Here is a 22,329-nt window from a genome sequence, read left to right as displayed (position 1 = left end):
TTATAATCGGCAACTCTGCAACTTCATTCAATTTTGAGTTGTGAATTAATAACTCGCTTAAAAAGGCATTGGGTGGCATGGAGTTAATTAGAGGTATACACAATATTCGCTCACAACATTTTGGTTGTGTGCTTACTATTGGTAATTTTGATGGTGTTCACTTAGGTCATGCTGAAGTATTAAAAGGCTTACTTATTGATGCTAAAGCAAATAATTTACCTAGTACGGTAATGTTGTTTGAGCCTCAACCACAAGAGTTTTTTGCTAAAAGTAATGCGCCAGCGCGTTTAACTCGCTTACGAGATAAACTGCTATTGCTCAGCGAGTTAGGTATTGAACGAGTTATTTGTATTAGCTTTAATCAGCAATTTGCAAATATGCATGCAGAGCAATTTGTTAGTGATATTTTAATTAAAAAGCTAGGCGTTAAAGCATTAACGGTTGGTGATGATTTTAGATTTGGCAAGCAGCGACAAGGTAATTTTGACTTACTAGTAAGTATGGGCAAACAAGCGAGCATGGATGTTAAAAGCACCGCGAGTTTTCGCCAATTAAATGCTAGAGTAAGCAGTACTTTAATTCGTGAAGCGCTTGCCGCTGGTGATTTAAGCACTGCAAAGGTAATGCTTGGTCACAACTATGCCATTTCAGGGCGTGTTATACATGGTTGGAAACGTGGCCGAGAGCTGGGTTTTAGAACCGCAAATATAGCGCTTAAACGTCAAGTTTGCCCGGTAAATGGGGTGTTTGCTGTGCAAGCAACCATAGCAGGGAAACAAGTTTATGGGGTTGCTAATATAGGCAATAAGCCCACCTTTAATGGAACTCGTGCCTTATTAGAAGTTCATCTTTTTGATTTTGCACAAGACATTTATGGACAATTTATGCATGTGGAGTTGATTAAAAAACTCCGCGATGAGAAAAAATTCGAGACATTAACACAATTAACGGCGCAAATAGCAACTGACGTTGCCGCCGCTAAGCAGTGTTTTGGTTTAAATTAGGTAGCCGATAGATACGGAATGTAGGATTAATGAGCGACTATAAACATACTTTGAACTTACCGGAAACACCGTTTCCAATGCGTGGCAATTTGGCACAACGTGAACCAAAAATGCTAAAAGCATGGTATGAAGACGACCTATATGGTCAAATTCGCAGTGCTAAAAAAGGTAAAAAAACCTTTATTTTGCATGATGGACCTCCGTATGCAAACGGCGATATCCATTTAGGCCATTCAGTAAATAAAATATTAAAAGATATTATTGTTAAGTCTAAAACCTTATCTGACTTTGACTCGCCATTAGTACCTGGTTGGGATTGTCATGGTTTACCAATAGAGTTAATGGTTGAGAAAAAAGTTGGCAAGCCAGGCGTTAAAGTAACCGCGAGCGAGTTTCGCGAAAAGTGCCGTGCATACGCTAAAAAGCAAGTTGAAGGTCAAAAGGTCGACTTTAAACGTTTAGGTGTATTTGCCGATTGGGATAAGCCTTACTTAACCATGAACTTTGACTTTGAAGCGAATGCTATTCGTGTACTTGGTCGTATTATTGAAAAAGGCCATTTACATAAAGGCGCTAAGCCTGTGCATTGGTGTACAGATTGTGGTTCTGCTTTAGCCGAAGCCGAAGTTGAATACCAAGATAAGCAATCACCAGCAATAGACGTACGCTTTATTTTTAACGACCAAGACGCAGTAGTAAGTGCGTTTGATTTAGCTGATGGTCATAAAGGTACAGGTAAAGTTGGTACTGTTATTTGGACTACCACTCCGTGGACGCTGCCTGCTAACCGCGCAGTAGCAGTACATGCAGAATTAGAATATGCACTAGTACAAGTTGATGACGAAGGTAAGCAGCAACGCTTAATTTTAGGCTCTGAGCTCGTTAAAGATGCCATGGACCGTTTTGGTTTTAATAACTTTCATGTATTAGGTTACGTTAAAGGCGCGGCGCTTGAAAATTTACAAGTAGCACACCCTTTTTACGACTTTAGTGTTCCTGTAATTGTAGCTGAACATGTTACGACTGACTCAGGTACGGGTGTTGTACATACTGCTCCAGGGCATGGTCAAGAAGATTTCGTGGCTGGACTTGAATACAAACTAGAAGTGGCTAACCCGGTTGGCGCAAATGGTGTGTACTTACCAGGCACTGAGTTATTTGCCGGTCAGCATGTGTTTAAAGCTAACGCGAGCATTGTTGAAGTGCTTAAAGAGCATGGCGCATTAATGCATCACCATGCTATTACGCATAGTTACCCACATTGCTGGCGTCATAAAACGCCAATTATTTTCCGTGCTACACCACAGTGGTTTATTAGTATGGATCAGGCTAATTTGCGTCAAGATTCATTAAACGAAATTAAAAACACGCAGTGGTTACCAGAGTGGGGCGAAAGCCGCATTGCAAACATGGTTGAGGGCCGTCCAGATTGGTGTATATCACGCCAACGTACTTGGGGTGTACCAATTGCATTGTTTGCTGATAAAGACACCGGTGCTATTCATCCAAATACGCAAGAGTTAATTGAACAAGCAGCCCAATTGGTTGAAAAGTCAGGTATTCAAGCATGGTACGATTTAGACCCAGCGACACTGTTAGGTGAAGAAGATGCTAAGCAATACATGAAAGTGCAAGACACTCTCGATGTATGGTTTGACTCGGGCGTATCGCATGCGTGTGTTGTTGATGCGCGTGAAGACTTAACTGGTCCTGCCGATTTATACCTTGAAGGTTCTGATCAGCATCGTGGTTGGTTTATGTCGTCTATGATGACATCGGTCGCTATTAACGGCCATGCACCATACCGCCAAGTACTTACTCATGGTTTTACCGTTGATGAAAACGGTCGTAAAATGTCTAAGTCGTTAGGTAATGTTATTTCACCACAAAATGTGATGAATAAACTAGGCGCCGATATTTTACGCTTGTGGGTTGCCTCTACCGATTACACCGCAGAAATGACGGTATCGGATGAAATATTTAACCGCTCAGCAGATCGTTACCGCCGAATTCGTAACACTAGTCGTTACTTATTAGCTAACCTAAATGGCTTTGATCCAAAAACAGATCAAGTAGCTGTTAATGATATGGTTGAGCTTGATAAGTGGATTGTTGGCCGTGCAGCACAATTACAAACAGAAATTTTAGCTGCCTACGATAGCTACCAAATGCTGTTAGTAACGCAAAAGCTAATGAACTTTTGTACCGGTGAGCTTGGCTCGTTCTATTTAGACGTAATTAAAGACCGCCAATACACAGCTAAGAGTGACAGCCACGCACGTCGTTCTTGTCAAACAGCGCTGTACCATATTGCTGAAGCAATGACGCGTTGGATGGCACCAATTATGAGCTTTACTGCTCAAGAAATTTGGGAAGCATTACCGGGTGAGCGTAGTGACTACGTATTTACATCAACCTGGTACGAAGGCTTACAAGCTCCTACTAACAGCCAATTTAGTAACGATGATTGGTTAGAAATTCTAACAGTGCGCGATGAAGTAAACCGCCTATTAGAAGCTGCACGTAAAGAAGAAGTGATTGGTGCAACGCTCCAAGCAACTGTTAATTTATATACAGGCAAAGCGCTCGCAGCTAAATTATTAGCACTTGGCGACGAGCTGCGTTTTGTATTTTTAACATCTGCAGTAAACGTAACCGAAGTTGATAGCCAGCCGGCAGATACACAAACTACCGAAATTGATGGTCTTTATATTAGTGTTGCTGCAACCGACGCACAAAAGTGTGAGCGTTGTTGGCATTATAGCGCTGATGTAGGTGTTGAGCCTGCTCACCCTGAAATTTGTGGTCGCTGTGTAAGCAATGTTGACGGTGAAGGCGAGCAACGTCAATTCGCTTAGGAGTTAATTAGTGAGCAAACTAGCCCAAAAAAGTGGTTTAGTGTGGCTATGGTTAAGTCTACTGCTGTTAGTAGTAGACTTTGCTAGTAAAACACTTGTTGTAAGTAGTATGGCTTATCAAGAGTCGATTAATTTACTGCCTGTTTTTAGTATTACTTATGTACATAACTACGGTGCAGCTTATAGTTTTTTAAGTGATGCGGGTGGTTGGCAACGTTGGTTTTTAAGTGCTATTGCAATTGCTATTAGTGGATTGCTTGTGTGGTGGTTAAAGCGCCTGCCAGCAACTAATAAAGTATTATGCGCTGCCTATTCATTGGTACTTGCCGGTGCAATTGGTAACTTATACGACCGTATTGCATACGGTTATGTAATTGACTTTATACACGTATTTTATGAAAACTCACATTTTCCGGTATTTAATGTTGCAGATTGCGCTATTTGCATTGGTGCAGCATTATTATTATTTGACGCCTTTACAGGCGAAAGTCCGAAGGAGCATAAAGCATGAGCCAAGCTGTAATTGGTGAAAACTCACAGGTTATTTTTCATTTTTCTATTAAGTTAGAAGATGGCTCTGCTGCCGACTCAACCAAAGTGCATAACAAGCCTGCTAAATTAACTATGGGCGATGGTAGCTTAACAGCTAACTTTGAAAAGTGCTTATTAGGCTTAAACGCAGGTGAGAGCAAAACCTTTGAGCTAGAACCAGAAGATGCATTTGGTCAGCCAAATCCAGATAACATTTACTATGTTGATCGCAGTAAATTTGGCCCAGAAACCCCAGCTAAAGTAGGCGCTATAATAGCGTTTACTCAGCCTGACGGTACCGAGCTTCCGGGGTTAGTGCGCGAAGTGCAAGGCGAGTCGGTAACGATTGATTTTAATCATCCGTTAGCGGGTCAGCGTTTAACCTTTGAAGTAGATATTATTGAGGTGCAAGGTTAATGGAAATATTACTAGCCAACCCACGAGGCTTTTGCGCAGGGGTTGATCGCGCTATTAGTATTGTTGAGCGCGCTTTAGATATTTTTGAAAAGCCAATTTACGTACGCCACGAAGTGGTGCATAACCGCTATGTGGTTGACGGCTTAAAAAGCCGCGGTGCGGTATTTGTCGAAGAGCTTGATCAGATACCTGACGACAGCATAGTTATATTTAGTGCGCATGGCGTATCGCAAGCGGTACGCACCGAAGCAAAGCGTCGTGACTTAAAAATATTTGATGCGACCTGCCCACTGGTTACTAAAGTACATATGGAAGTAACCCGTGCGAGCCGCAAAGGCATAGAGTGTATTTTAATTGGCCACCAAGGACACCCAGAAGTTGAGGGCACCATGGGGCAGTATGGCAATGACGAGGGCGGTATTTACCTGGTAGAAACTGTAGAAGACGTAGCTAAGTTGAATGTAAAAAATGCTGACAACTTATTTTACTGCAGTCAAACAACGCTCTCGGTAGATGATACTGCTGATGTAATTGATGCGCTGCGCGCTAAGTTCCCTGCTATTGATGGGCCGCGCAAAGATGATATTTGTTATGCAACGCAAAATCGTCAAGATGCCGTTCGCGACTTAGCCGATAAAGTAGACGTATTGTTAGTGGTTGGCGCTAAAAACAGCTCGAACTCAAATCGTTTGCGTGAACTTGCCGATAAAATGGGCACTAAAGCTTATTTAATTGACGATGCCACAAACGTGCAAGAGTCATGGTTTACTGGTATTAATGCTGTTGGGGTAACCGCAGGAGCATCAGCACCTGAAGTGTTAGTGCAACAGGTTATAACCCGCTTAAAAGAACTTGGTGGCAATCAAGTTACTGAAAATCCTGGCGAAGAAGAGAACATTGTATTTGCTGTTCCTATTGAGCTGCGCTAATCTGAATTAAATATATATCTAATTAATTAGCTTAAAAGGGAGCCGTTATGAGCAAATCGCCACAAGTGGATGGGTTGCTTTTTTCGGCTCTTTTTAATGAACGAGGCGTACTTGCCTCGTTAGTTGTATCGCAAGTTGTTGCTATTGTTCTGGCTTTTGCACCCAATGTAGAAGATGATATTTGGCTTCGTCTTGGAATAATAAGCTTATTTTTACACTTAATAGTGTTAGTCAGTACCTCTTCTTTATACTTCTGTAGATTTTTTTTACAAAAACGTACTCAAACTTTTCAGTTAAGTTTGTTTTTTGTCTTTTTTTTATTATCTACATGCATTTTTAGTATTTTATTTTCTCATTTTGCTTTTGATATAGATGATACAAATAGCCTAATTTATTTCATACTTCGTAATTGTATTATAGTGGCTTTACTGACTGCTTTATTCGTCCAGTTTTTATTAATTTATTTTGAAAAAGAGCAGCAAACTAAAGCGCTTGCCCGCGCAGAGCTTGATGCATTACAAGCACGTATTCGCCCACACTTTTTATATAACAGTTTAAATACCGCTGCAGAGCTTACCCATCATGATGCAACCGCAGCTGAGCAGGCTATTTTAGCCTTAGCTGCCTTATCTCAAGCGGCAATGCGCTCAGGGCAAAGTGTGCCATTAGAGGACGAAATAACCCTTAGCAAGCAATATGTTGCACTAGAAGCATGGCGTTTTGGTAACCGCTTAAAGCTCGATTGGCAAATACCCAATGAGCTTCCCGCGCTTAATATTCCCTGTTTAACTTTGCAGCCTTTAATTGAAAATGCCGTGTGCCATGGCGTAGAGCCTAGCGAAACAGGCGCTGTCATTAAAGTTGAGCTGCATGTTACAAGTGGCTATTTAACTATTATAGTCACTAACCCAATAGCCGTGGCAACCACAAATACTCGGCCAAGTAACGGCATGGCGCTGGAAAATATTCGCCAACGACTTAATATTTATTACAAGGGTAAAGCGCAGCTCACTATTGCTAATAAAAATGGCGTATTTAGAGTGAAAGTAGTGATCCCTAAACATATTGAGAGTCAATTATGAATGTAATTATTGTTGATGATGAACCCTTAGCTAGAGCGCGTTTAGTACGTTTATTGGCGGCTCAAAATATAGTTGTACAAAATGAAGCGAGCAATGGCACAGAAGCACTTGCGTTAAGTAAAGTAAACCAGCCTGACTTAGTGTTTTTAGATGTTGATATGCCGGGTATTAATGGCTTGGAGGTAGCAAGTGAGCTTAACAAACTTGCAGTTCCACCCGCCATAGTATTTATTACCGCCCACCCTGAGCACGCGCTAGACGCATTGCAATTAAATGCGGCGGGTTATTTAGTAAAACCTGTATCGGCGCAATCATTACAAAAAGTAGTTGAACAACTTGGGCGCTTAAATAAAGTACATATACAAAAACAACAAACAACAAAAATTACGTATCAGCTCGCGGGCACATTAAAAAGTATAGAAATGGAGTATATTTATTATTTTGCTGCTGAAGAAAAATATACAAAAATGGTATTTAAAGGGGGCAGTGCGCTTATAGAGCAAAGTTTAAAACAATTAGAAACCCTTTATCCCACACATGTTTTAAGAGTACACCGCAATACGTTAGTAAATAAAAATAAGGTGGTTGCTCTGCACTCACTAAGTAGCGGTAGCCATGCTATTGAACTACAAAATTGCCAAGAGCTGTTAGCGGTTAGTCGCCGCGAGCTAAAAACAGTTAAATCTACCTTGTGTTAACTCATTTACTATAAAGCTATTTTGGCAAAAACAGTGTTTATTAACCGTTTATCAACAAAATCAACCGTTAGTCTTAGTAGTTCTTGAATCTATATTTTATTTGCATACACTTATAATTAGATAATATTTATTTGGTTTTATTATGCATTCACACCCAATTAAGCGACGCAAAGGCTTCACTTTAATAGAAGTACTTATTGCTTTTATCATCCTCAGCTTTGGTTTGTTAGGCGCCGTTGCACTGCAAGCAAAAGCCAAACAAGCCAGTTTTGACTCTATGCAGCGCGCCGCCGCTGTGGCTTTAGGTAACGACATTATTCAGCGCATTCGAGCCAACGACAGTCCTCAGTTAGCTACTCATTATAAACAAACATTAACCAGTGAAACGCCAATAGCGTCGTCAACTACGTGTTTTTCCGGTTCATGCACTGCGGCGCAAATAGCGTTACTCGATATTGAACAGTGGAAACGCGCCATTCGTGCTCGTGAAAATACCGGCTCATTAGATGATGCGACTGTGTGTATAAACCCGGCAGGAGTGGCCGGCACTGGCGGTAAAGCATTTAATTTAGAGGTAGTAATCTCCTGGCAAGGTCGTCAAGAGTTTAAAGCAAGTGATGCAACAGGAGATGTTAGCTGTGGTACTGCAGATAAAAAGCGTCGATTAGTGGTATTAACTAGCTATATTTATGTGAGGAGCTAGCATGAAACAAACAGGTTTTACGCTCATAGAAGTAATGATTTCGCTATTTATAGGTGGGTTAGTACTCGGTGGCGTTATGTTTACTTATATTGGTATGAAAGTAACTACTAAAGACACCATGACCATAGGCGAACTACAAGAGTCAGGGCGCTTAGCAATTAATATAATGCAGCGCGATATTGAGCAAATTGGTTTTTGGGGAACCTATTATGAAGATTCATTTACAGCTGGAAACACATCAACTTTACCAGCTCCAACAAACGATTGTTTTGAAGGCTTAAATAACGGCAGCTTTCCAGATTTAGCCAGCAGCAGTAATTTTAGAACTATATATGCTAAAACGGCTGATGGTACAAAAGAACTGAATTGCATTAATAACCCGATAAAAAAAACCGATATTCTTCAGCTTAAATTTTTGCAAGGAAATCAGCTTACGGTAGAGGCAGGGACTAATGAAACACAAATAAATCAAAACTACTTTATTGCCGAACAAGAGCAAGCACAATTTGTACGCGGAGTTGTTGATCAAAGTACATTAAATACAAATGCGACAGTATGGCCTTATAGCCATCATACTTATTATATTACTGAGCAAACATATACAGTAAATAATCAAAGCTTGACTGTACCAGCGTTAATGAGAGAGCGTTTAGTAGCGGACGAGGTAAGAGCAGAGACTATTATGGAAGGGGTTGAAAACATGCGTTTTGTATTTGGTTTAGACACTACCAATGATAGCCGAGTAGATACTTACCGCAGCATTAACGACATGACTTCCACTGATTGGGAAAATCGAAAAGGCATTTTAACCGTACAATTATTTTTATTGATTAGAGCATTGCAACCCGATCCTGGAGTTAAAATTAAAAATCAAAAATATATACTGGGTGAAGATAGCGATAAACGAGAGCTAACATTTACCGATAATTACAGACGTACGGTATTTACTACCACTATTCGTTTAAATAATGTGGGGGCTAACTTATGGCGCATTTAAAAAATATACCGAATAAACAGCGGGGTGTAGTGCTTATTACAGCATTGATAATGGTAATAGCTGTAACAGGCATCGCTGTAACATTAATGAGTAGTAGCACTATAGATATTAAAATCACCAATGCAGCTCAAGAGCGTGAAGTTGCTGAAAATGAGTTGATTGGCGAAGTGCAGCGGATGATTTCGGGTGAAGCAAATAAGGGGGCAGGCAATCAGTTTTTTTTAACCCCAGACGAAGTAACCAGCATTGCATCAGGCGATGAGAGTGGCATGGTAATAGCTAAGCATAATGACATGCAAAGTAAAATGATTAACTTAAATAAAGGGGCGCTCAATTTAGAATGCCCGCGCCGATTTAATTTTACCGCAGGAGTATCCTGCAATATGGTGCAAGTAGCTACCACTATAGAATATGGCTCAAAAAGTAAGCATCAACTAACCATAGTTACTGGTGTAGCCCAAGAAATGGCTAGCACAGGTAAGGGGATTTAAAATGAAGTTTAATGCAGTCATAGCCTCACTAATAGTTTTAACTATTAGTATGTCAGCAAGCGCTGAAGATATTGAGCTTTATGTAAATCATAATGTTGAAACAAAAGAAAAGCCTCGAGTCATGATGATTTTTGATACTTCTGGCAGTATGGCTTGGGATGTGAGTGATGGTGACGCTTGCTATATGAGAAGTGGTAATCGCTATTACGAAGTTGACTGTTTTCAAAGTAAAAACAGCTACAATCGAAATGAGCAATGCTATAAGAGATCTTCTTACTATAATTATGAAGCAACATGCAGTGATAGCAGATTGAAAGTTGCACAAAATGCGATTAAACAATTAGTAAATGATAACGAAGATATTGAATTTGGCTTAATGCGCTTTAATGGGGATAACGGTGGTTATGTTTTAGCAAGAGTAGGGGCCGACAAAAAATCCTTGCTAGAGAAAATAGAAGAGTTACCTGCAAACGGTGCAACGCCTTTGACTGAAACATTATGGGAAGCTTATTTATACATAACAGGCCAAAAAGTATATTACGGTAATAATACAAATGACCGAGACAAAACAGCCGAATCCTCTGGGTATTATAATTCGCCGTTTGTCCCTGTTACGGGGGAGCCACTTAGATGTGATAACAGTATTAATATTATATTAATGACTGATGGAGACCCAAGTAATGACTCCAACAGAAATAATGATATTTACTATCTTCATCGCGACTATTTTTCTGAAAACCCACCTATTGTTAGTAATAGTTATTTAGCAGCCCTAGCTAAAATAATTCATGGTACTGATGATGTGGAAGTCGATTTATATAAAAACACTAAGAATGTACTTGATATAGGCCGTGTATTTCCTATTGGCTTTGGTACAGGTATGAGTAATTCGGGTAAAAATTTACTTACTGAAACTGCTGACTATGGCGGTGGTCAATATTTGCATGCAAATACTGCTGCGCAGTTGTCTGATGCACTTAAAAATACAATTTCGCGCATTCGAGAAGTGAACGACAGCTTTTCATCGCCTTCTGTAGCGAGTAACAACGTAGATCAAACCCGTAGCCGCGATGCGATTTACTTTGCGATGTTTTATCCCGAAACCGGTGCGCGCTGGCGTGGTAATTTAAAAAAGTTGAAAGTTTCGGGTGATCAAATAGTTGATTCAAAGGCTAAGGGAGCGCTGGATGATAATGGCTTAATTAGCAAAGATGCAAAAACGTTCTGGCTGCCAAGTAATCAGCCTGCTGATGGTAATGCAGTAGCGCAGGGTGGGGTTAATTTACATTTAACTACTTTAGATACCCAAAGCCGTAACCTATATACCGAGAACCAAGGAGCGCTTGTTAAATTTAGCCCTACAGTGGTAAGTGATATTCTTAATACGACTCCGGATAATACACTTAGCTTAGCAAGTGATGACATAAAATGGGCGATTGGGGTTGATGTTGATGATGAGGACAGAGACGGCTCAAAGCAAGACCAACGACAAGATATTTTTGGCGATCCGCTGCACTCTAAACCTGTAGCAATTGATTACGGTAATGATGACGTTCGTTTGCTTATTGGCACCAATGCTGGCTTTTTACATATGTTTAAAGACGCAGGAAATACAGTGAGTGAGAGTTGGGCGTTTATTCCCTCTGCATTATACAAGATTATTAAACCACTGCGTGAAAACCAGGCTGAAACTAAAGTTTATGGCATGGATGGAGCAATCAGTGTTTATTTTAGTAATAAAAGTTTAAACGGTGAAGGATTAAATGACGGCATTATAGATGCAAGCAAAGGCGATGAAGTATGGGCTTTTGCAGGAATGCGCCGTGGTGGTAAAAACTACTATGCACTAGATATTACAGCACCAAATGCTCCGAAAAAACTCTGGGATAAACCAATTGAAGGCGGGAAAGGTGACTTTACTGAACTTGCTCAAAGTTGGTCTAAACCACAAATAGCCTACATAAAAGCATTTGGCGATAAGCCTCTGCTTGTATTTGGTGCTGGTTACGATACAAATAAAGATGCTGCTATTCGTAGTGAGGATAAGACTGGCCGCGGTATTTATATTGTTGAAGCTAAAACAGGTAAAAAAGTTTGGGCATTAACACCCGGTGAAAATGGCTTTACAGGCAAGCACAGTATTGCAGCCGATTTAACCACACTCGACTCTGATTATGACGGCTATATAGATAGAATTTATGCGTCAGATACAGGTGGTAATATTTGGCGGATTGATATGCCGGGCAGTGATACTAGTGAGTTCAGTCATTTTAAATTAGCTGAGCTAGGTAGTACAAGTGCCACTCAAGATAGGCGCTTTTTTTACAAGCCATTAGTTGCGCGCACTATGTTTAGTAAAGTGACTCAAACTACCGTCAAAAAAGGGGAAGTAGTTACCACGCGCTTAGATACGCCTTACGATGCCATAGTTATAGGTAGTGGTAATCGCTCTAAACCGACTGATACTAATGAGCAAGATCAGTTATTTATGATTCGAGATGAAAATACAGTGACTAAGTCATTTAAAACAGGGGCACCAGCAACAATCAAGGCATCTGATTTAATGCTGATGAATAGCGACCCATTTGGTAATTTATTAGACGATGTAGATGGGTTTATTGAACTAGAGGCTGATTTAGCTAAAGTTAAAGGTTGGCGGTATGAATTAGCAACCGGTGAAAAATCACTTGCCGCAGCTACAGTTGTGGGTGGAGTGGCTTATTTTACCTCGTTTACTCCGGCTTCAGATACAGCAACAGTAAACCAGTGTTCACTTAGTGGTGGTGGAGGCTCACTGTATGCGTTTCACTTACTTTATGGTACTAAGGTATACGACGAGCTGAAATTTTTGACCAGTTATGACGTACCCGATACCCCGCAACTGTACTTTGGTGAAGGACCATCGTGTGCTGATGGCAATGGTGATGGTAAATGTGACGATAACCCGACCGTTGATGTAAAACAGGAAAGCCAATTTTATTTAATTGGCCCGGGTATAAAAGGTAAAGATGCTCAAAACCCAATGAGACCAGTGGATGTTATTGGGCCGGGGTTAAAAGTAGTAGACGGAAAAATACAATTAGTAAATAAGGAGTCTGTCGGTTTTGGTTTTAAAACCCAGCAAACTTACATTTATAAGCGCGAAGAAAACGACGAAATCAAATCTAATTAAGATGATTAAGGGTGTTTAAATGAATAAAAAGCAACATGGATTTACCTTAATTGAGCTGATGATAGCAGTTGCTATCGTCGGTATACTTGCAGCAATTGCATTGCCTAATTATACAGAGTATGTGAAGCGTGCTTCGCGTGCAGAGGCAGTTGCTGCATTATTAGATGCAGCTAATAAGCAAGAGCAGTACTTTGTAGATAACAGAGAATATACAGAATTAGCGAGTGATTTAGGGATTCAAAGTAAAACAGAGAATGGGCATTTTGAATTAACGATTAAAGTCGTTGATAAAAATACTTTTACAATCACAGCAAAGCCCATTGCAGGCTCGGTGAAAGGGGACAATAATTGTAAAGAAATATGGATTACCGACACTGGGCTTAAAGGAAAAACTGGCAGTGGCGATGTAGATTACTGTTGGGGAAGGTAGCTATTTCTTCTGGCATTTATCAGTTGATTTAATACGAATTCTACCAGTTTGACTTACAGATAAAGCCAATCCTTCCAGATTGGCTTTATCGCTATTAGGGCAATATATAAAAGTCCCATTTTGAAAACCGTTTAATGAGCCATCGGGCCTAAAAGTAAGTGCCTCTCGGGGGTACTCTAAGCTATCAAACTCATGGGTGTGTTCAAAGGTGCTTAGCATTAGCTCATCGTTATTAAGAGAAGTAGATTTATCGTTATCGATAAATAACGATATTTGCTCCTCCCAATCACCTTCTTGACATTCATTGTTTTTTAACGCGCATAAAGTAACGTATGTACTGTTTTCTATGGCGTAAAGGCGAGCATAGTTTATATTGCGATGTAATAAGTTTACTTGATTATCAGCACGGTTTAGTGCCAGAAAATCAGGAAAAAACCACATAGAAAGCTGGCTAATAATAGCCACAATAGCAATTGTTACCATTAGCTCAAGTAAGGTTATACCATTATGCTTAGTTGAATATGTTATTAACTTCATCCCTGAAGCCTTAAATGGAGAGGTGATTATTTTAGTTTAGTAAATAATCAAAAAATAACAATATGGAGCTTGTTTTTAACTGCACTTAAGGTTGGTGTCTCCAACGTAAAAGGCAGTGCCCGATTGAGATACAGTTAATGCTTTATTATTCTCGTTATCGCTATTAGGGCAATATATAAAATCCCCAGGGCTTGTGGTAATGCGGCCACTGGTGTTAAAACGAAGGCTGTTAACTTTACCGCTATATTCCACTTTATCATTTCTAGAAACGGCCTCCATTACACGCAATAGGCTATCATTATCTTTTTTGTAGTTGCCATCACGATCAGCATCGACAAATAAAATAACACTACTCGTCGCTCCCCATTGACTTTGACAAGTTAAAGTTGGCTGATTGCTTGCAACATTAGCGCTAGAAGCAGGACATACAACGACTATTTCATCGGTGCTTGCCGCTTGCGCGCGTGCATAACTAATATTACGTTTTAGTTCTAATAGAAAGTTCTCGGCGCGGTTTTCCTCTAGCATGTCGCTACTGTTCCACAATGCAATGGTGGCAATAATGCCTACAATAGCCACAGTCACCATCAGCTCTAGTAAAGTGAATCCGTATTGTGTTTTTTTCATATTGATCCCGTAGGTTACTTATTGTTTTAGTATAGCTATTTTTATTAGCATAATCATAGCATGACAGATTGTTTTATCACCGTAATACAGTCACTTTGTTTGCTATGAGCCTTGTGATTGTCTAAAATCGAGGCAACTGTAGCTTTAAAAAGTAATTAATATGAAAAAAATAGAAGCAATCATTAAACCTTTTAAGCTTGATGATGTGCGTGAAGCCCTATCAGAAGTAGGCATTACAGGTATGACAGTAACTGAAGTTAAAGGGTTTGGGCGTCAAAAAGGCCATACCGAGTTGTATCGTGGTGCGGAATACATGGTTGATTTTTTACCTAAAGTTAAATTAGATATTGTACTGGGCGATGATGATGTTGACCGTGCAATTGAGGTAATAATTAAAACGGCACAAACAGGAAAAATTGGTGATGGTAAAATATTTGTCACTGAAGTTGAGCGTGTTGTGCGTATTCGTACTGCAGAGGAAGATGAAGAAGCTATTTAAGCTTTATTACAACAAGTACGCTAAAAAGGCGCTTACTCAAGTTAGTAAGCGCCTTTTTAATTAATTATTTATTTCTGCTGTTAAAAATTCGTGTTTGTTTAGCGTCTTCGCTAAGCTCACTTAAGCCTAGCTTATCGTAGCTTTTTTCCATCATTTCAAGTGCAGAGTTTAAGTAGCTGCTTTGAGAGTAATGTTCTACTACAAACTTACCGCGGTTAGCAGCTGCTAAGTAGGCTTCACGTTCATAATAGTAATTGGCCACTTTTAGCTCATACCTTGCCATACGGTTTAACAACCACACTAAACGACGTTTTGCCTCTGGGGCGTAGTCACTTTGTGGGAAACGCTTAACCAAGGTTGATAAATCGGTAAAGGCCACACGTGTACGGTTAGCATCGCGGTCAGCTCTATCAACACCAAAATATTCTTGGAATGCGTTTTTATCGGCTTTAATGTTAACTAATCCACGCATGTAATACATGTAGTCTAAATCTTTATGATTTGGATTTAAGCGAATAAAACGGTCGATTGTTGCTAGTGCTTGCTCGGTATTACCCGATTGGTAATGCGCATAGACTAAATCCATTTGTACTTGTTTAGAAAATGGGCCAAACGGGTAGCGAGAGTCAATAGCACTTAAAAGTTCAATTGCGCGTGCATATAAACCAGAATCTAAAGTTTGCTTGGCATCTTCATACAAAGCGTGAGCCGATTTATTAGGTACACGTTGAATGTCTTCTTGGTCAGGAGCCGACGAACAAGCACCTAAACTAAGCACTGAAACTGAAAAAACAATGGCGAATGCACGTTTCCCTATTTTATTTATCATTTTATTTGTTACCTTCGTTGTCTACGGCTAGGCCAAGTCGGTAAAACCGAGTAAACTATGCGTATTATATTATGCTTTTATTAAAAGCGATTCTAACCCAGTCGAGCAAAGCTTGCACTGGTAAATTGGGTAAAATTACTAATGTCAGAGCAAATTTCTCTTCAAGCCGACGTTCCAACCGATTTAGGTGGTAAACGTCTAGACCAAGTATTAGCACAATTGTTCCCTGATTATTCACGATCAAGGATAAAAACGTGGATTTTGGATGATAAAATCACCGTTGATGGCGAAATATTCAACACACCGCGCACTAAACTGCTTGGTGGTGAAGTACTTAATGTTGAAACAACCATTGAAGCACCTCGTGAATACATAGCGCAAGATATCAAATTAGACATTGTTTATGAAGATGATGATATTTTGGTAATTAATAAACCTATGGGCTTGGTAGTTCATCCTGGTGCAGGTAATCCAGATGGCACAGTGCTAAATGCATTGCTACATTACCACCCAGAAATTATTAATGTACCTCGCGCGGGTATTGTGCACCGATTAGATAAAGATACTACAGGCCTTATGGTGGTAGCTAAAACTATTCCGGCACAAACGCATTTAGTAACCGCACTGCAAAAACGTGAAAATTTCACGCGTGAATACGAAGCGCTTTGCAATGGCACAATGACCGCTGGTGGTATGGTTGAAAAGCCTATTGGCCGCCATGCAACGCAACGTACGCATATGGATGTACATGAACAGGGTAAGCCAGCCATTACGCATTACCGTGTTGCTGAAAAGTTTCGTGCTCATACACGTTTACGTTTACGCCTTGAAACCGGTCGTACTCACCAAATACGTGTGCATATGGCTTATTTAAATCATCCGCTTATTGGCGATCAGTCTTATGGCGGCCGTCCGCGTCCACCTAAAGGGGCAACGCCTGAGTTATTTGAATTGCTGCGTAGTTTTAAACGCCAAGCATTACATGCGGTTAAATTAAGTATTGCGCACCCAATTACGGGTGAAATGATGACATGGCAAGCACCTATTCCAGATGACATGGTTGCTATGACACTGGCACTGCGTGAAGACACAAAAGCTAATCCTGACATAGATAGATAATGCAGTTTTTATCAGCAGCATGGCAAGTCCCTATAACAGGTGTGAGTACATTAAGTACCACACGTGTAGGCGGTGTTTCAGAAGCGCCGTTTAAGAGTTTAAATTTAGGGCTGCATGTTGGTGATAATAAACAACAGGTATTAAAAAATCGTGCTTTGTTGGATAAGCATTTGCCAAATAGTGCTGTATGGATAGATCAAGTTCATAGTGGCGATGTACTCATTGTTGATGGGCAATTTAAATTTAACGCTCACCATCAAGGAGATGCACTATATACACAACTCGTTGCTCAGCCTTTGGCAATAATGACCGCCGATTGCTTGCCCATTTTACTTGCCAGTAAAGATGGAAAAGAAGTAGCTGCCATACATGCTGGTTGGCGTGGATTAGAGCAAGGTGTAATTAAAAATACGCTAAGCTGCTTTAATGCCAAAAAAAGTGAAATAAGTGCCTGGTTAGGTCCCGCAATAGGGGCTGATAAATTTGAGGTAGGTAGCGAGGTGTTTGCATTGTTTAATGCCCAAAACCCTTTGTTTGCCAAAGCGTTTAAAGCGTGTGCAAACCAAAAGTACCTTGCCGATATTTATCACCTTGCACGTATTCAATTGCGTCAATTAGGGATTATAAATATTACCGGTGGTGAGCACTGTACGGTTTCTCAAACTGAACAGTTTTTTTCGTACCGACGCGACGGCCAAACCGGACGCATGGCAAGTTTGATCTGGCGCAACTAATTTATCAATATAATGATTATATTTTCTGCAACACCTTGAACAACCCCCCTAACATACCCATTATTTAAGCAATGAATTTAATAATAGGTAACCCCAATGCGTTTAGATAGATTTACCAGTAAATTTCAGTCTGCGCTTTCTGATGCGCAATCTTTAGCCCTTGGCCGCGATCATCAATTTATTGAGCCGGTACACTTAATGTATGCTTTGTTAAAGCAAAGCGGTTCTAGCGTGCGCGCGTTATTAGCACAAGCAGGTGTTAGTGCTGACGAGCTTAATACTAAGCTTTCCCAAGAAATAGAAAAACTATTTAAAGTGGAAGGCGTAGGCGGCGATGTGCAGCTATCGAACAACACTATATCCTTGATCAACTTATGCGATAAGTATGCGCAAAAGCGTAAAGATAAATATATTTCTAGCGAACTGTTTGTATTAGCTGCTTGCGACGATAAAGGCCCGCTGGGTAATATTTTTAAAACCTTAAATATCACCTCCGACAAAATAGAAACGGCCATTAATGCAGTGCGTGGTGGGCAAAAGGTTGATGATCCAAATGCCGAAGAAACACGCCAAGCACTTGAAAAATACACCATAGATTTAACCGAACGTGCAGAGCAAGGTAAGCTTGATCCGGTTATTGGTCGAGATGATGAAATTCGCCGAACAATTCAAGTTTTACAACGCCGAACTAAAAACAACCCAGTATTAATAGGTGAACCCGGTGTAGGTAAAACTGCGATTGCCGAAGGTTTAGCACAGCGTATTATTAATGGTGAAGTACCAGAGGGATTAAAAAACAAGCGGGTACTTTCGCTTGATTTAGGCGCGCTGGTGGCCGGTGCTAAATACCGCGGCGAATTTGAAGAGCGATTAAAATCAGTATTAAATGAACTGGCTAAAGAAGAAGGCCAAGTGATTTTATTTATTGATGAAATACACACAATTGTAGGCGCAGGTAAAAGTGATGGCGCAATGGATGCAGGCAATATGCTAAAACCGGCACTTGCCCGTGGCGAATTACATTGCGTAGGTGCCACCACTCTTGATGAATATCGTAAATACATTGAAAAAGACGCCGCCCTTGAGCGTCGCTTTCAAAAGGTATTAGTAGAGGAGCCTTCGGTTGAGGATACTATTGCTATATTACGAGGCCTAAAAGAGCGCTACGAGCTGCATCACTCTGTTGAAATTACCGATCCTGCTATCGTTGCTGCTGCGCAATTATCGCATCGTTATATTAGTGACCGTCAATTACCCGATAAAGCAATTGACCTAATAGATGAAGCGGGCTCTTCTATTCGTTTACAAATAGATTCAAAACCAGAGTCATTAGATAAGTTAGAGCGCCGTATTATTCAATTAAAACTTGAAGATAACGCACTCGCCAAAGAAAAAGACGAAGCAAGTTTAAAACGCCGTACTGAAATGCAAGAGCTGATCACCGAGCTTGAAGGAGAGTACAATGAGCTTGATGAAATATGGACTGCCGAAAAAGCATCTTTACAAGGTACTCAAGTTATTAAAGCTGAGCTAGAACAAGCACGACTTGATTTAGATGTAGCTCGAAGAGCCAGCGATTTACAGCGTATGTCGGAGCTACAATATGGCCGCATACCAGAGCTTGAGCGTAAACTTGATTTAGCATCGCAAGCAGAAATGCAAGAAATGACCTTGCTAAAAAATCAAGTGGGCGAAGATGAAATAGCCGAAATACTCTCACGTTGGACCGGTATTCCAGTATCGCGGATGCTACAAGGTGAGCGAGAAAAACTATTGCAGATGGAAGAAAAGCTACATGAAAAAGTAATCGGACAAGATGAAGCCGTTGTAGCGGTAGCTAATGCTATTCGCCGCTCACGTGCAGGGCTTGCCGATCCTAATCGCCCGATTGGCTCGTTTTTGTTTTTAGGCCCAACCGGGGTCGGTAAAACAGAATTAACCAAAGCACTCGCCGGCTATATGTTCGACACCGAAAGTGCCATGGTGCGTATTGATATGTCTGAGTTTATGGAAAAACATTCAGTAGCACGTTTAGTTGGTGCGCCTCCTGGGTATGTTGGCTACGAAGAGGGCGGGTATTTAACCGAAGCCGTGCGTCGTAAACCTTACTCAGTTATTTTATTGGACGAAATAGAAAAAGCACACCCAGATGTGTTTAATATTTTGCTACAGGTTTTAGATGATGGACGTTTAACCGACGGTCAAGGACGCACGGTTGATTTTAAAAATACCGTTATCATCATGACCTCAAACTTAGGCTCAGATATAATTCAAGAGCAAGCGGGTAATAACGATTACGTTACTTTGAAAGAAAAAGTAATGAATGTATTAATCAATGAGTTTAGACCTGAGTTTATTAACCGTATTGATGAAACCGTTGTTTTCCACCCACTGGCTAACGAGCACATTAAAGAGATTGCTGACATTCAGTTGAGCAAATTACGAGAGCGTTTAACGCAAATGGGTTATTTACTCGAAATAAGCGACGCTGCTTTAGATCGTATTGCCGCAAGTGGTTTTGATCCGGTTTATGGTGCGCGTCCGTTAAAACGAGCTATTCAACAAACGATTGAAAATCCATTAGCACAAAAATTACTCAATGGTGATTATATGCCAGGCAGTGTTGTTGTAATTGATGCAAATGACGACGGTTTAGTGTTTTCAAGCCGTTAAGCGTTATAAAGTAAAAACGAAAAAGCCGCTAACATAGCGGCTTTTTTATTTGTGCTGACAATTAAATTTTAAAAGTAAGCAGTAAGTCGTTGATCTTTCTTGAGCCTTCAACTAACTCAGCAGCGCCCCTGGCAACATTAAAACTTAAGTTTAAATTATCATCACCTAAGTTTTTAATCTGCTCTACATTAGTACCTATGTCGTGGCTCACTACTTGTTGTTCTTCTGCAGCAGCCGAAATACCAGTAGCGAGTTGCGCTATTTCGCTAATTTGAGTGAAAATGCTATCAAGCTCTTGCTGTGTTTGCGTTGTAGTATTTACACAACTGTCGGCTTGTTGCTTCGTGTTTTGCATTATTTTTGACCAGCTAAACAAGGTGTCTTGAATTTCCTTTATTGAGCTGTGAATTTGCGCAGTGGCATTTTGTGTTCTTGATGAAAGCGCTCTTACTTCATCGGCAACTACAGCAAAACCACGGCCATGCTCACCTGCTCTTGCAGCTTCTATGGCAGCATTTAGCGCAAGTAAGTTAGTTTGCTCGGCAATACCTTCAATTTCACTCATTACTTGGCCAATTTTATCGGCTTCTGAAGCTAGGCTGTTAGCGGTTGTTGCTGCTTGCTCTACCTGAACGGCTAAATCAGAAACCATGGCATTATTATCGGCAATGTGTACTTTTATATCGGAGCAACTTTGATAAGTAACACTTACTTTATCGGCAGTGGTGCAGGTGTTACTTGATATTTCACCTATAGTCGAACTCATTTGCGCCATTGCAGATGCTATTTGCTCAAGCTGCGAGCCTTGCGATGAAATGCCTTGCTCTGTGAGCGTTGACTGTTGATCTAAATTTAAAGCAATATCATTAAAGCTTAAGGTAGAGTCTTTCATACGCCCCAGTACAGTGCGTAATTTAGCGCTTAGCATTTGCTCTCTGTAATCACTAATACTGTGAGGGTGTCGGCCACTATATATATAACGAGATATAGAATCGGCCTGTTGTTTTTGCTGCTTTAATATTCTTGGCGTTGTTATTAGCTCATCATAATTTAAAGCAAGTATAACTAAGCAAACCACTAAGCTAATTAGTGCAATAGCAAATGAAGCCCATACAGCAGTTGCAACTAACCAACATAATAAAGCAAATACACTTAAGCTTTGTCTTAAACTTGTGCGTTCGCGCCAATTAAAGAATGACTTTTTAGCATTTACTTTACTGTAAAATAGTTCTGCACGGCGTTTTAACTGTGGGCTTAATTTGGTTCTTACAGATTGATAACCAATTAACTGGCTGTGCTCAAAAATAGGAGTTACAAATGCATCAACCCAGTAATAGCGGCCATCTTTACAACGGTTTTTAACTGCGCCGCGCCAAGAGTGGCCTTGCTTTAATGTTTCCCACATTTCTTTAAATGCAGCTTTTGGCATGTCAGGGTGGCGCACTATACTATGATTTTTACCAGTAAGTTCTGCTATATCATACCCGGCTATAGTACAAAATGCTTGATTAGCGTAAGTGATCACTCCGCGCAAATCAGTTGTTGATACCAGTTCTTGTTGTTCTTCGAAGGTCACTTCTTCATTTATTAAGCTTTGATTACGACGCATATTATTCTTTAATCATCCTTTGTAATACTTACTATTATACTTGCTTATATAAAGCGGTAGTAGGGTAATCCCATTATGAAGGTCACTCAGTTTATTTATTGCCTGTATTTATGATCTAAATCAAGATTAAAGTTATATAAGCTATATATAACATACCAGTATGGGACTAATACGGCTAATAGTTAGCTAATTATTTACTTTAGTACGGTTAGTTTTTGTTTTGATAAGATAAATAATAGTGCAAAGCAATTGTATATTTTGTATAGCAATGGCAAGATTATCGTTTATGGCGTTAAATAAAGCGTGTTTAAAGCAAAGCAGATACAATAGAACTATAAATAGTATTTTTTCTTAGTATTTATCTTGAGTATAGGTAATTAGACCCCATAA

The 22,329-nt window shown here is 40.2% G+C and carries 20 protein-coding genes; 16 read left to right on the top strand and 4 right to left on the bottom strand.

Going from position 1 to position 22,329, the window contains the following annotated elements; translation table 11 throughout:
* The first annotated feature begins 77 nt into the window (after positions 1–77).
* From ribF to H5079_RS09605, 12 genes are all read left to right on the top strand, one after another.
* On the top strand, positions 78–1,004 hold the full coding sequence (gene ribF / locus H5079_RS09660) for a bifunctional riboflavin kinase/FAD synthetase (protein ID WP_011327607.1): 927 nt from the start codon (positions 78–80) through the stop codon (positions 1,002–1,004).
* Between the two features lie 29 nt (positions 1,005–1,033).
* Positions 1,034–3,862 carry an isoleucine--tRNA ligase gene (gene ileS / locus H5079_RS09655; RefSeq protein ID WP_182683966.1) on the top strand — a complete coding sequence of 943 codons (2,829 nt, stop codon included), beginning with the start codon at positions 1,034–1,036 and terminating at the stop codon, positions 3,860–3,862.
* A 10-nt stretch (positions 3,863–3,872) separates the two neighbouring features.
* Positions 3,873–4,373, top strand: coding sequence for a signal peptidase II (lspA, locus tag H5079_RS09650; RefSeq protein WP_058372872.1), 501 nt, complete (start codon positions 3,873–3,875; stop codon positions 4,371–4,373).
* Entirely contained in the window at positions 4,370–4,810 is a 441-nt protein-coding gene (gene fkpB, locus H5079_RS09645; protein ID WP_011327610.1) for an FKBP-type peptidyl-prolyl cis-trans isomerase, read from the top strand. Before lspA ends, fkpB begins: the two co-directional genes overlap by 4 nt.
* Entirely contained in the window at positions 4,810–5,739 is a 930-nt protein-coding gene (gene ispH / locus H5079_RS09640) for a 4-hydroxy-3-methylbut-2-enyl diphosphate reductase (protein ID WP_086997376.1), read from the top strand. The genes fkpB and ispH overlap by 1 nt, the downstream gene beginning before the upstream one ends.
* Positions 5,740–5,786: 47 nt before the next feature.
* Positions 5,787–6,821, top strand: coding sequence for a sensor histidine kinase (locus tag H5079_RS09635; protein WP_179807243.1), 1,035 nt, complete (start codon positions 5,787–5,789; stop codon positions 6,819–6,821).
* Positions 6,818–7,519 (top strand): LytTR family DNA-binding domain-containing protein, encoded by a 702-nt coding sequence (locus H5079_RS09630; protein ID WP_182683965.1) that lies wholly within the window; start codon positions 6,818–6,820, stop codon positions 7,517–7,519. The genes H5079_RS09635 and H5079_RS09630 overlap by 4 nt, the downstream gene beginning before the upstream one ends.
* Positions 7,520–7,661: 142 nt before the next feature.
* On the top strand, positions 7,662–8,222 hold the full coding sequence (gene pilV / locus H5079_RS09625; protein ID WP_182683964.1) for a type IV pilus modification protein PilV: 561 nt from the start codon (positions 7,662–7,664) through the stop codon (positions 8,220–8,222).
* A 1-nt stretch (position 8,223) separates the two neighbouring features.
* Positions 8,224–9,219, top strand: coding sequence for a PilW family protein (locus H5079_RS09620; RefSeq protein WP_011327615.1), 996 nt, complete (start codon positions 8,224–8,226; stop codon positions 9,217–9,219).
* Entirely contained in the window at positions 9,207–9,710 is a 504-nt protein-coding gene (locus tag H5079_RS09615) for a pilus assembly protein PilX (RefSeq protein ID WP_086993274.1), read from the top strand. Before H5079_RS09620 ends, H5079_RS09615 begins: the two co-directional genes overlap by 13 nt.
* A gap of 1 nt (position 9,711) precedes the next feature.
* A complete protein-coding gene (locus H5079_RS09610; RefSeq protein WP_182683963.1) occupies positions 9,712–12,882 on the top strand; it encodes a pilus assembly protein in 3,171 nt (1,056 codons plus the stop codon).
* 19 nt (positions 12,883–12,901) lie between these two features.
* Positions 12,902–13,312, top strand: a complete 411-nt coding sequence (locus H5079_RS09605; RefSeq protein WP_011327618.1) for a type IV pilin protein — start codon at positions 12,902–12,904, stop codon at positions 13,310–13,312.
* Here the strand turns inward: H5079_RS09605 and H5079_RS09600 are convergent, their stop codons facing one another.
* Together H5079_RS09600 and H5079_RS09595 are read right to left on the bottom strand one after the other, a co-directional pair.
* Positions 13,313–13,849: a GspH/FimT family pseudopilin gene (locus tag H5079_RS09600; RefSeq protein ID WP_011327619.1), complete on the bottom strand. Its 537-nt coding sequence runs from the start codon at positions 13,847–13,849 to the stop codon at positions 13,313–13,315.
* A gap of 75 nt (positions 13,850–13,924) precedes the next feature.
* Positions 13,925–14,476: a GspH/FimT family pseudopilin gene (locus tag H5079_RS09595; protein ID WP_182683962.1), complete on the bottom strand. Its 552-nt coding sequence runs from the start codon at positions 14,474–14,476 to the stop codon at positions 13,925–13,927.
* A 160-nt stretch (positions 14,477–14,636) separates the two neighbouring features.
* Here H5079_RS09595 and glnB point away from each other — a divergent pair, with 160 nt between their 5' ends.
* Complete coding sequence (gene glnB, locus H5079_RS09590) at positions 14,637–14,975, top strand: nitrogen regulatory protein P-II (RefSeq protein WP_011327621.1); 339 nt, start codon at positions 14,637–14,639, stop codon at positions 14,973–14,975.
* Between the two features lie 64 nt (positions 14,976–15,039).
* Here glnB and H5079_RS09585 read toward each other — a convergent pair whose 3' ends face one another.
* Positions 15,040–15,804, bottom strand: coding sequence for an outer membrane protein assembly factor BamD (locus tag H5079_RS09585; RefSeq protein ID WP_182678528.1), 765 nt, complete (start codon positions 15,802–15,804; stop codon positions 15,040–15,042).
* A gap of 141 nt (positions 15,805–15,945) precedes the next feature.
* On the opposite strand from H5079_RS09585, the gene rluD reads away from it, so the two are divergent.
* The 3 genes from rluD to clpB all read left to right on the top strand — a co-directional run bounded on the left by rluD (position 15,946) and on the right by clpB (position 20,330).
* Positions 15,946–16,923, top strand: a complete 978-nt coding sequence (rluD, locus tag H5079_RS09580; RefSeq protein WP_011327623.1) for a 23S rRNA pseudouridine(1911/1915/1917) synthase RluD — start codon at positions 15,946–15,948, stop codon at positions 16,921–16,923.
* The gene (gene pgeF, locus H5079_RS09575) at positions 16,923–17,657 is read left to right on the top strand and encodes a peptidoglycan editing factor PgeF (RefSeq protein ID WP_182683961.1); all 735 of its coding nucleotides are present in this window, start codon (positions 16,923–16,925) and stop codon (positions 17,655–17,657) included. The genes rluD and pgeF overlap by 1 nt, the downstream gene beginning before the upstream one ends.
* Before the next feature lie 96 nt (positions 17,658–17,753).
* The gene (gene clpB / locus H5079_RS09570) at positions 17,754–20,330 is read left to right on the top strand and encodes an ATP-dependent chaperone ClpB (protein WP_182678524.1); all 2,577 of its coding nucleotides are present in this window, start codon (positions 17,754–17,756) and stop codon (positions 20,328–20,330) included.
* A 61-nt stretch (positions 20,331–20,391) separates the two neighbouring features.
* Here the strand turns inward: clpB and H5079_RS09565 are convergent, their stop codons facing one another.
* Complete coding sequence (locus H5079_RS09565) at positions 20,392–21,939, bottom strand: PAS domain-containing methyl-accepting chemotaxis protein (RefSeq protein WP_179807233.1); 1,548 nt, start codon at positions 21,937–21,939, stop codon at positions 20,392–20,394.
* Positions 21,940–22,329: the final 390 nt, after the last annotated feature.

The organism is Pseudoalteromonas sp. SG44-5, assembly GCF_014164175.1.
GTDB classification, from domain to species: domain Bacteria; phylum Pseudomonadota; class Gammaproteobacteria; order Enterobacterales; family Alteromonadaceae; genus Pseudoalteromonas; species Pseudoalteromonas nigrifaciens.
Note: the sequence above shows the minus strand (reverse complement) of the source record. Positions and strands in the feature narration are given on the sequence as shown.

Bases quoted from the DNA above. Each gene is read 5' to 3' on its own strand.
- ribF (WP_011327607.1), top strand. From the start codon at position 78: ATGGAGTTAATTAGAGGTATACACAATATTCGCTCACAACATTTTGGT.
- ileS (WP_182683966.1), top strand. From the start codon at position 1,034: ATGAGCGACTATAAACATACTTTGAACTTACCGGAAACACCGTTTCCA.
- fkpB (WP_011327610.1), top strand. From the start codon at position 4,370: ATGAGCCAAGCTGTAATTGGTGAAAACTCACAGGTTATTTTTCATTTT.
- ispH (WP_086997376.1), top strand. From the start codon at position 4,810: ATGGAAATATTACTAGCCAACCCACGAGGCTTTTGCGCAGGGGTTGAT.
- H5079_RS09635 (WP_179807243.1), top strand. From the start codon at position 5,787: ATGAGCAAATCGCCACAAGTGGATGGGTTGCTTTTTTCGGCTCTTTTT.
- H5079_RS09630 (WP_182683965.1), top strand. From the start codon at position 6,818: ATGAATGTAATTATTGTTGATGATGAACCCTTAGCTAGAGCGCGTTTA.
- pilV (WP_182683964.1), top strand. From the start codon at position 7,662: ATGCATTCACACCCAATTAAGCGACGCAAAGGCTTCACTTTAATAGAA.
- H5079_RS09620 (WP_011327615.1), top strand. From the start codon at position 8,224: ATGAAACAAACAGGTTTTACGCTCATAGAAGTAATGATTTCGCTATTT.
- H5079_RS09615 (WP_086993274.1), top strand. From the start codon at position 9,207: ATGGCGCATTTAAAAAATATACCGAATAAACAGCGGGGTGTAGTGCTT.
- H5079_RS09610 (WP_182683963.1), top strand. From the start codon at position 9,712: ATGAAGTTTAATGCAGTCATAGCCTCACTAATAGTTTTAACTATTAGT.
- H5079_RS09605 (WP_011327618.1), top strand. From the start codon at position 12,902: ATGAATAAAAAGCAACATGGATTTACCTTAATTGAGCTGATGATAGCA.
- H5079_RS09600 (WP_011327619.1), bottom strand. From the start codon at position 13,849: ATGAAGTTAATAACATATTCAACTAAGCATAATGGTATAACCTTACTT.
- H5079_RS09595 (WP_182683962.1), bottom strand. From the start codon at position 14,476: ATGAAAAAAACACAATACGGATTCACTTTACTAGAGCTGATGGTGACT.
- glnB (WP_011327621.1), top strand. From the start codon at position 14,637: ATGAAAAAAATAGAAGCAATCATTAAACCTTTTAAGCTTGATGATGTG.
- H5079_RS09585 (WP_182678528.1), bottom strand. From the start codon at position 15,804: ATGATAAATAAAATAGGGAAACGTGCATTCGCCATTGTTTTTTCAGTT.
- rluD (WP_011327623.1), top strand. From the start codon at position 15,946: ATGTCAGAGCAAATTTCTCTTCAAGCCGACGTTCCAACCGATTTAGGT.
- pgeF (WP_182683961.1), top strand. From the start codon at position 16,923: ATGCAGTTTTTATCAGCAGCATGGCAAGTCCCTATAACAGGTGTGAGT.
- clpB (WP_182678524.1), top strand. From the start codon at position 17,754: ATGCGTTTAGATAGATTTACCAGTAAATTTCAGTCTGCGCTTTCTGAT.
- H5079_RS09565 (WP_179807233.1), bottom strand. From the start codon at position 21,939: ATGCGTCGTAATCAAAGCTTAATAAATGAAGAAGTGACCTTCGAAGAA.